Here is an 8,207-nt window from a genome sequence, read left to right as displayed (position 1 = left end):
AGGGGAAAATAGGTTCCTCTTGAACGCGTGTCCGAAAAGACGATACAGGTCAGCTGCCGGCCGGCGAGGACGTCGCGGTCCGGATACTCGCCCGGGAGATAGCCTCCCTCGACGCCGACATCGAGGAGCTCGACTCGCTCGTGGCCGACTCGCTGGCGGGCGACGAGGTCTACGAGTGCCTCCTCACGGTGCCCGGGATCGGCCCCAAGACCGCCGCGGCGCTGGTGACGTCGATCGACATATCCGCGTTCAGGGGGCACGACGAGCTCGCGAGCTACTGCGGCGTGGCGCCGTCCGACAGGCGCTCCGGGAGCAGCATCAGGTCGACGTCGCCGCAGCGCGGCGGGAACAGGCAGCTCAAGAACCTGCTCATATTCAGCTGCAACTCCCTCATCGGCACGGACAACAGGTTCGGGAGGTACTACGGGGAGTGCAGGGCGAGGGGGATGAGGCACAGCAAGGCGCTGAAGGCGGTCGCGAGGAAGAGGCTCAAGGTCATCTACGCGATCATGCGAGACGCCGTCCCGTACGCGGCCTAGCGGACGGCGAGGTCAACCGAAGAGGGAGAGGGGGCGCGAGGCGCCCGGATGCGCCATGCCGAAATGTCGCGAAGCAGGCGGTTGACAAAACTATAGAGACACGTCCCAAATTAGCTACCCCTCTGGAAGAAAAAAGAGCCGCTACCCGGGTGGGTAGCGGCTCTAAAGCTCAACTATATGAGCATCGCGCGGGCGCGATTAGGCCTTGAGGGCCTCCTCGACGGCGACAGCGCAGGCGACGGTGGCACCGACCATGGGGTTGTTGCCCATGCCGATGAGACCCATCATGTCAACGTGCGCAGGCACGGAGGAAGAACCGGCGAACTGGGCGTCGGAGTGCATACGGCCCATGGTGTCGGTCATGCCGTAAGAGGCAGGGCCGGCGCCCATATTGTCCGGGTGCAGGGTACGGCCAGTGCCGCCACCAGAAGCGACGGAGAAGTACTTCTTGCCAGCCTCGATGCGCTCCTTCTTGTAGGTGCCAGCGACGGGGTGCTGGAAGCGCGTGGGGTTGGTGGAGTTACCGGTGATCGAGATATCGACGTTCTCGTGCCACATGATGGCAACGCCCTCACGGACGTCGTCGGAGCCGTAGCAGTTAACGGCAGCGCGGGGACCATCGGAGTAGGGGATGGTCTCGACGACCTTGAGCTCGCCCGTGTAGTAGTCGAACTGGGTCTTCACATAGGTGAAGCCGTTGATGCGGGCGATGATCTGGGCGGCGTCCTTGCCCAGACCGTTCAGGATAACGCGCAGCGGCTTCTTACGAGCCTTGTTGGCGTTCAGAGCCAGGCCGATGGCGCCCTCAGCGGCAGCGAAGGACTCGTGGCCAGCCAGGAAGGCGAAGCACTCGGTGTCGTCGGAGAGCAGCATAGCGCCCAGGTTGCCGTGGCCCAGACCGACCTTGCGGTCCTCGGCGACGGAGCCGGGAACGGTGAAGGCCTGGATGCCCTCGCCGATGATAGCGGCAGCCTCAGAAGCGGACTTGGCGCCACGCTTGACAGCGAGAGCGCAACCGAGGGTGTAAGCCCACTCGGCGTTCTGGAAGGCGATGGACTGGGTGTTGTTGACGATCTCACGCGGGTTGAAGCCCTTGTCGGTGCAGATCTGCAGAGCTTCCTCGAGGGAGGCGATGCCGTTGTCGGCGAGGCACTTGTTGATCTTGTCAGCGCGGCGCTCGTAACCTTCGAACGTAACAGTCATAGTTATTTCCCTCCCTTTCTACTCGTGAACCGGGAACACGCTGGCGACGGAGTGAGTCTCCTCGTCGGTGCGCGGGTCGATGTACTTGGCAGCGTTCTCCCACTGACCATAGTGGCCCATAGCGCCAGCGATGGCCTCCTCGGGGGTCTTGCCGGCCTTGACGGCGTCGGTGAACTTGCCGAGGTTCAGGAACTCGAATGCGATGATCTCGTTCTTGTCGTTGAGAGCCATGCGGGTGACGTAGCCCTGAGCGAGCTCGAGGTAACGAGCGCCCTTGGCCTTGGTGCCGAACATGGTGCCGACCTGAGAGCGAAGGCCCTTGCCGAGGTCGTCGAGGGAGGCGCCCACGGGCAGGCCGCCCTCGGAGAACGCGGTCTGGCTGCGGCCGTAAACGATCTGCAGGAAGATCTCGCGCATAGCAACGTTGATGGCGTCGCAGACGAGGTCGGTGTTGAGGGCCTCGAGGATGGTCTTACCGGGAAGGATCTCGGAAGCCATGGCGGCAGAGTGGGTCATGCCCGAGCAGCCGATGGTCTCAACGAGGGCCTCCTCGATGATGCCGTCCTTGACGTTCAGCGTGAGCTTGCAGGCGCCCTGCTGAGGTGCGCACCAACCCACACCGTGCGTAAGACCGGAGATGTCGGAAATCTCCTTAGCCTGGACCCACTTGCCCTCCTCGGGGATGGGTGCGGGGCCGTGGTATGCACCCTTGGCAACGGGGCACATGTTCTCCACTTCCTGTGAGTACTGCATGCCTCTCCTCTCTATCGTGTTGGCGTCCCGTCTGGGGGTCGTGGCTGGCGATTGCCGGGCGACCCTTCGAAAGGGACATGACATGCAGCCCCTATAATACCGCGAAATGCACGGAATATTCGGCGAACGGCTCAGTTTTCGTAGCGAGAAGTCCGGAAGTTTAAATTGAAACGGTTTAACTCTATGTTCTGTGGTCGCGAACTTCCGTAGAGGGGGTTCGTCTTGGGCAAGCTTTTGGTCAGCTCTTGTATGCGTTGCGGGGGCTGACCTGTTGCAACGGTGCCGTTCGCCGCCTATTTACCGCCTTTGGCCGCGCGAGTCTATTGTTTTGCGTGGATGTTTTGATGGCACGCTTCAATCGTGCTGTATTAGATGGCAAGCAGATCCCGGCGAAGGGAGCGCCATGCAGCGCGTTTGGAGAACGGTTACCGGCTTTTACCATGTCTGTGCCCGCGGTACGGGCAAGCAGCTCATCTTTGAGGGCGACGAAGACCGGTGGGAGTTTTTGGAACTGATGCGTGACTGCTGCCGCGAGGCGGGCGTGACGGTTATCGCCTGGTGCCTTATGGGCAATCACGTGCATCTTGTGCTTGCAGATTACGAGGACGCGATGAGCGCGGCGATGCACCGGCTGCTTTTGACGTACGCGCGGCGGTTCAATAAACGCACGGGGCGAACGGGCCATCTGTTCCAGAACCGTTTTGACCGGCGCTCGCTCGATACCGACCGACATCTAATGGCCGCGATTCGCTATGTTCATGCTAATCCGCAGGAGGCGGGTGTCGCCCTGATCGAGCGCTATCCGTGGAGCAGCTTTGCCGAGTATCTGCGAGCGTATGACAACGATATGACGAGAGGATTTTCCGACCCTTCTTGTGTGCTCGAGCTCTTTGAGTCTGCCAAGGGGTTTCTTGATTATTCTCTGTCGACGCCCGATGGTTCCGATCCGGTGATTCACGATATGGATGAGACGGAGTGGGAGCGGCGTGCGTTTGCCGACAAGATGGCGAAGCGCCTGGGCGTGCCGCTCAACGAACTCAAGACCGTAGCACCGTCGCGTCGAGACGGAATCATTTTCGTCCTGCACGATGGCGGCTACACGGTGCGCGAGATTGAACGCTATACGGGAATCAGCAAGAGTACCGTCTCTCGTATCGTGCGCGCTTATGCTCGGGTGAAGGCTCAGGCTGAGGGCTCGGAGTAGACAATGGCCGAACCGCTCTTGTCAAGCGATTCGGCCAACATAATTCTTAAGATTTGGGACAAATACTACTGATTATTTTGTCCCGTGAGCATGCCGTCGAGGGTGCGCCAGGCGAGCTCGGCGCATTTGACGCGGGCGGGCATGTGCGAGATGTCCTGGAGCTGGGCGGCCTCGTCCAGGTCTTCCAGGTCCTCCTCGGAGAGCTTCTCGCCGCGGATCATGGCGAGGAAGAGCTCTGCCAGGCGGCGAGCTTCCTCAACGGTCTCGCCGGTGATGAGGTCGGCCATGATGTCAGCGCTGGCCTGACTGATGGCGCAGCCGTGACCGGTAAACGAGGCCTCCTCGATCACGTCGTTCTCGACGCGCAGCTGCAAGGTGAGCTCGTCCCCGCAGCTGGGGTTGATGCCGTCGTGCTCGTGCGTGGGGGCATCCATCTCGTACTTATAGTCGGGGTGCGAGTTGTGCTCCATAAATGTGGTGGAGGTGTACAGATTACCCATTGAACGTGCTCCAAACGTGATGCAGACCGGCGATGAACTTGTCGATGTCGGCCTTGTCGTTGTAGAAGGCCACGCTGGCGCGGCAGCAGGCGAGGTTCTCGACGCCCAGCCAGGTGAGCAGCGGCTGCGCGCAGTGGTGACCGGCGCGGATGCAGACGCCGTCCATGTCCATGATGCTCGCGACGTCGTGCGGGTGGATGCCGCGGACGTTAAAGCTCACGACGCCGTGATGGTTGTCCCAATAGATGGATCCGATGATCTGGACAAAGTCGAGCTGCATGAGCTCGCCCATCAGGTAGTGCACGAGTGCCTGCTCGCGTGCCCGGATGTTTTCGTAGCCTACCGTGTTGACCAGGTAATCAAGCGCCGCGCCTGTGGCGAAGATGCCGGCGGCGTCCTGCGTACCTGCCTCGAACTTCTCGGGGACAGGAGCCCAGACGGCGTCCTGCTCGGTGACCGAATCGATCATCTCGCCGCCGGTGAGCATGGGCGGCATGGCGTTGAGCAGGTCCATCTTGCCCCACAGCACGCCGATGCCCATGGGGCCCATGGCCTTGTGCGCGCTAAAGGCAAAGAAATCGGCGCCCAGGTCGGCCACATCGACCGGCATGTGCGGCAGCGACTGCGCGCCGTCGACAACCAGATAGCCGCCGTATTTGTGCACGAGCTTGCCGAGGTTCTTGACCGGGTTCTCGACGCCCAGCACGTTAGAGACCTGACCCACGGCCAGAATCTTGGTCTTGGGACCCACCTTGGCAAGAACCTCCTCGGTGGTGAGCTGACCGGTCTTGGTGGGGTAGAGGTAGACGAGCTTGGAGCCGGTCTCGCGGCAGACCTGCTGCCACGGAATCAGGTTGGAGTGGTGCTCCATGATAGTGATGACGACCTCGTCGCCCGGTTCGAGGACCGTGGGCGCAAAGCTCTTGGCGACCAGGTTGAGCGACTCGCTCGTGTTGCGGGTGAAGACGACCTCGTTGGCCTGGGCGGCGCCGATGAGGTCGGCGATCTGCTGGCGCACCTTTGCGATGGCGTCGGTGGCCTCGACGGACAGCGAGTACAGGCCGCGCAGGGGATTGGCGTTCATGCGCTGATAGAAGTCGCGTTCGGCGTCGAGCACACAGGCAGGGCGCTGCGCGGTGGCGGCGCTATCGAGGAAGGCGATCTCGGGGTGCTGCTGGAACAGCGGGAACTGGCCCTTGTAGGGGTTGGTCTCGATGTCCACAGTGGGCCAGCCGCGCGAAGCCTCGTCGCTGGCGTCGAGCTCCATGGGCTCGGGGGCAGTACAGGTATCGCATTTAACGTGCTCGGTGTCGATCATGCGAGCTCCTCCTCAAAGTTGTCGATCAGGTTGTTGCCCAGGCGGACGACGGCGGCGCGGGCGCGCTCGTCGGTGGCAGAAAGCACGGCGTCCTCCAGCTTGGCGCGGATGAACAGGTCCTCGGCGGCGTTTTGGTCAAGGCCGCGGCAGGCGAGGTAGAACAGCTGCTCGTCGCGGACGTGACCGATGGTAGCGCCGTGATTACCGGCGACGTCGTCCTCGTCGCAGAGGATGACGGGAACGGTCTTGTTGTCGACGCCCTTGTTGGCCAAAAGCACCGTTTCGCGCTCGGTGCCGGTTGCACCCTTGCAGCCGTGCACGAGGTCGATGGTGCCGCGGTAGACCTTCTTGGACGTGCCGGTCAGCACGCCGTTGGCGTCGATCTCGCACTCGGTCTTGCGACCGCGGTGGCGCAGCTCGTAGTTAAAATCGCGCACCTGATCGCGGGCGCCCAGGTAATCGGTATCGATGGTGACCTTGGCGGTATCGCCCAGCAGGTCGCCGGCAAGGCCGGTGGCGCTGGCGCCAGCACCCAGAACGGTGTGCTGCACGTTGACGCGCGCGCCCTCGTCCAGGAACAGGCCGGTGTCGTCGAGCGCGATCCAGCTATCGTCGAGCGTCTGCGTGCAGGCCACGTTGACGGTGGCGTACTCGTGGGCGCACACGCGTAGCACAGAACCCACGACGCCCTCGCCGGCAACGGGGGAGTCCAGGGCGATCTGCAGGTCGAGCGTCGACTGGGGACGGTCGACGACGTCGATGGCGGCGATGGCCGCGGCTGCATCGACACCGCTCACGCGCACGGTAACCGTGGCGTGCTTGTATGCGGGCACATCGATGACGACGCGCTTGGTGGCGTGGTCGGCCAGGTAGGTGTAGGCAGCCTCGCCCATGCCAGTCTCGAAGGCCTCAGCGGGGGAGAGCTCCTCCTCCAGCTTAATGGCACCGGCCTGGTAGACGGAGGTGGCGGGCACGTCGAGCTCGGTCTCGGGCGTGATGCGGGCGCGGTCGGCGGCATCACCCGGGGCGGAGGCGCGGCGCTCGGGGAAGCGCTCGGCCATGGCGTCCATGGCGGCGTCGAACGCGTCTGCCACGCCAGCAAACTGCTCGTCCAAGCCCTCAACCTCAATGGTCTCGGCGGGAGCGGCGGCAAGCTCGTCAGAGAGCTCGAGTTTGGTCTGGTTCATCTTGAGCCAACCCCAAGTGGCAGCCGGCATCGCATTGACCTGCTCAAGGGCGGTAGCAGCGGTGTTGGTGGTCTGTTTCATTATCCGATCGCTCCTTCCATCTCGAGCTTGATCAGGTTGTTCATCTCGACGGCGTACTCAAGCGGCAACTCCTTGGAGACCGGGTTGGCAAAGCCGTTGACGATCATGGTGCGGGCCTCTTCCTCCGAGATACCGCGGCTCATCAGGTAGAACACCTTGTCGTCGCCGATGCGGCCGATGGTGGCCTCGTGGCCGATGTCGACGTTCTTGGCGCGGATGTCCATGGCCGGAATAGTGTCGGAGCGGCTCTGGTCGTCGAGCATCAGCGACTGGCAGCTCACGGTTGCCTTGGAACCCTCGGCCTTGGGTGTCGCCACAATAGAGCTGCGGAACGTCTGGATGCCGCCGCTCTTGGAGATGCCCTTGGTCTCGACGGTCGCCGAGGTCTCGGGGGCGTTGAGCACGACCTTGCAGCCGGTGTCGAGGTTCTGCCCGGCGCCGGCAAAGGTGATGCCGGTAAAGCTCGAGCGGGCGCGGCGGCCGTTGAGCACGCTCATGGGGTAGAGGTAGCCCACGTGGCTGCCGAAAGAGCCGCTGATCCACTCGATGTCGCCGTCCTCGTCCACGCGCGCACGCTTGGTATTGAGGTTGTACATGTTCTTGGACCAGTTCTCGATGGTCGAGTAGCGCAGGTGCGCACGCTTGCCCACAAAGAGTTCGACGGCGCCGGCGTGGAGGTTGGCCACGTTGTATTTGGGCGCGGAGCAACCCTCGATAAAGTGTAGGTCGGCGTCGTCCTCGACGATGATGAGCGTGTGCTCAAACTGGCCGGCGCCCTTGGCGTTGAGGCGGAAGTAGCTCTGAAGCGGAAAGTCGAGCTTGGTGCCCTTGGGCACGTAGACAAACGAGCCGCCCGACCACACGGCGCCGTGCAGGGCCGCAAACTTGTGGTCGGTGGGCGGGATGAGCGTCATGAACTTCTCGTGGATGAGCGGCTCCCACTGCGGATCGTGCAGGGCCTCCTCGATGCCGGAGTAGACGATGCCCATCTTGGACGCCGTGTCCTGCATGTTGTGGTAGACCAGCTCGGAGTCGTACTGCGCGCCGACGCCCGCCAGATAGCTGCGCTCGGCCTCGGGGATGCCCAGGCGCTCAAAGGTGTTCTTGATGTCGTCGGGCACCGACTCCCAGTCGTGCTTTTGGTCGGTGTTGGGCTTGACGTAGGTGACGATGTTGTCCATGTCCAGGCCCTCGATGGAGGGGCCCCACGTCGGGTTGGGGAAGCGGTTGAAGATCTCGAGGGACTTTAAGCGCAGGTCGAGCATCCACTGCGGCTCGTCCTTCTTGGCGCTGATCTCGCGCACGATGTCGGGTGTGATGCCGGCGTCGAGGCGCTCGAATCCCTCCTCGCCATAGGTGAAGTCGTAGAGGCTGCGGTCAATGTCCGCGACCTCGGTGCGGTTCTTGGTCATTGCGTCGCCC

At 62.8% G+C, this 8,207-nt stretch carries 8 protein-coding genes; 2 read left to right on the top strand and 6 right to left on the bottom strand.

Translation table 11 applies throughout. The features are described 5' to 3' along the window. Positions 1 to 140 precede the first annotated feature (140 nt). The gene (locus DW029_RS10135; RefSeq protein ID WP_158572672.1) at positions 141 to 539 is read left to right on the top strand and encodes a transposase; all 399 of its coding nucleotides are present in this window, start codon (positions 141 to 143) and stop codon (positions 537 to 539) included. A gap of 198 nt (positions 540 to 737) precedes the next feature. Here DW029_RS10135 and DW029_RS10130 read toward each other — a convergent pair whose 3' ends face one another. Both DW029_RS10130 and DW029_RS10125 read right to left on the bottom strand, forming a co-directional pair. Next, the gene (locus DW029_RS10130; RefSeq protein WP_117640944.1) at positions 738 to 1,742 is read right to left on the bottom strand and encodes a GGGtGRT protein; all 1,005 of its coding nucleotides are present in this window, start codon (positions 1,740 to 1,742) and stop codon (positions 738 to 740) included. Positions 1,743 to 1,760: 18 nt separating this feature from the next. Next, positions 1,761 to 2,495, bottom strand: a complete 735-nt coding sequence (locus DW029_RS10125; protein ID WP_006235554.1) for an iron-sulfur cluster assembly scaffold protein — start codon at positions 2,493 to 2,495, stop codon at positions 1,761 to 1,763. 403 nt (positions 2,496 to 2,898) lie between these two features. On the opposite strand from DW029_RS10125, the gene DW029_RS10120 reads away from it, so the two are divergent. Continuing rightward, positions 2,899 to 3,699 (top strand): transposase, encoded by an 801-nt coding sequence (locus DW029_RS10120; RefSeq protein ID WP_118346009.1) that lies wholly within the window; start codon positions 2,899 to 2,901, stop codon positions 3,697 to 3,699. A 65-nt stretch (positions 3,700 to 3,764) separates the two neighbouring features. Here the strand turns inward: DW029_RS10120 and sufU are convergent, their stop codons facing one another. Genes sufU through sufB form a run of 4 tightly spaced genes read right to left on the bottom strand, consistent with a single transcriptional unit; the run spans position 3,765 to position 8,197 of the window. Next, on the bottom strand, positions 3,765 to 4,199 hold the full coding sequence (sufU, locus tag DW029_RS10115) for a Fe-S cluster assembly sulfur transfer protein SufU (protein WP_118346008.1): 435 nt from the start codon (positions 4,197 to 4,199) through the stop codon (positions 3,765 to 3,767). Continuing rightward, entirely contained in the window at positions 4,192 to 5,517 is a 1,326-nt protein-coding gene (locus tag DW029_RS10110) for an aminotransferase class V-fold PLP-dependent enzyme (protein ID WP_199582654.1), read from the bottom strand. The genes sufU and DW029_RS10110 overlap by 8 nt, the downstream gene beginning before the upstream one ends. Continuing rightward, positions 5,514 to 6,785 carry a SufD family Fe-S cluster assembly protein gene (locus DW029_RS10105; protein ID WP_118346007.1) on the bottom strand — a complete coding sequence of 424 codons (1,272 nt, stop codon included), beginning with the start codon at positions 6,783 to 6,785 and terminating at the stop codon, positions 5,514 to 5,516. The genes DW029_RS10110 and DW029_RS10105 overlap by 4 nt, the downstream gene beginning before the upstream one ends. Then, a complete protein-coding gene (gene sufB / locus DW029_RS10100; protein WP_117794639.1) occupies positions 6,785 to 8,197 on the bottom strand; it encodes a Fe-S cluster assembly protein SufB in 1,413 nt (470 codons plus the stop codon). Before sufB ends, DW029_RS10105 begins: the two co-directional genes overlap by 1 nt. Positions 8,198 to 8,207: the final 10 nt, after the last annotated feature.

The sequence above is a fragment of the Collinsella sp. AF38-3AC genome (assembly GCF_003474365.1).
In the GTDB taxonomy this organism is placed as follows: domain Bacteria; phylum Actinomycetota; class Coriobacteriia; order Coriobacteriales; family Coriobacteriaceae; genus Collinsella.
This window is presented reverse-complemented; position numbering and strand designations above follow the sequence as displayed.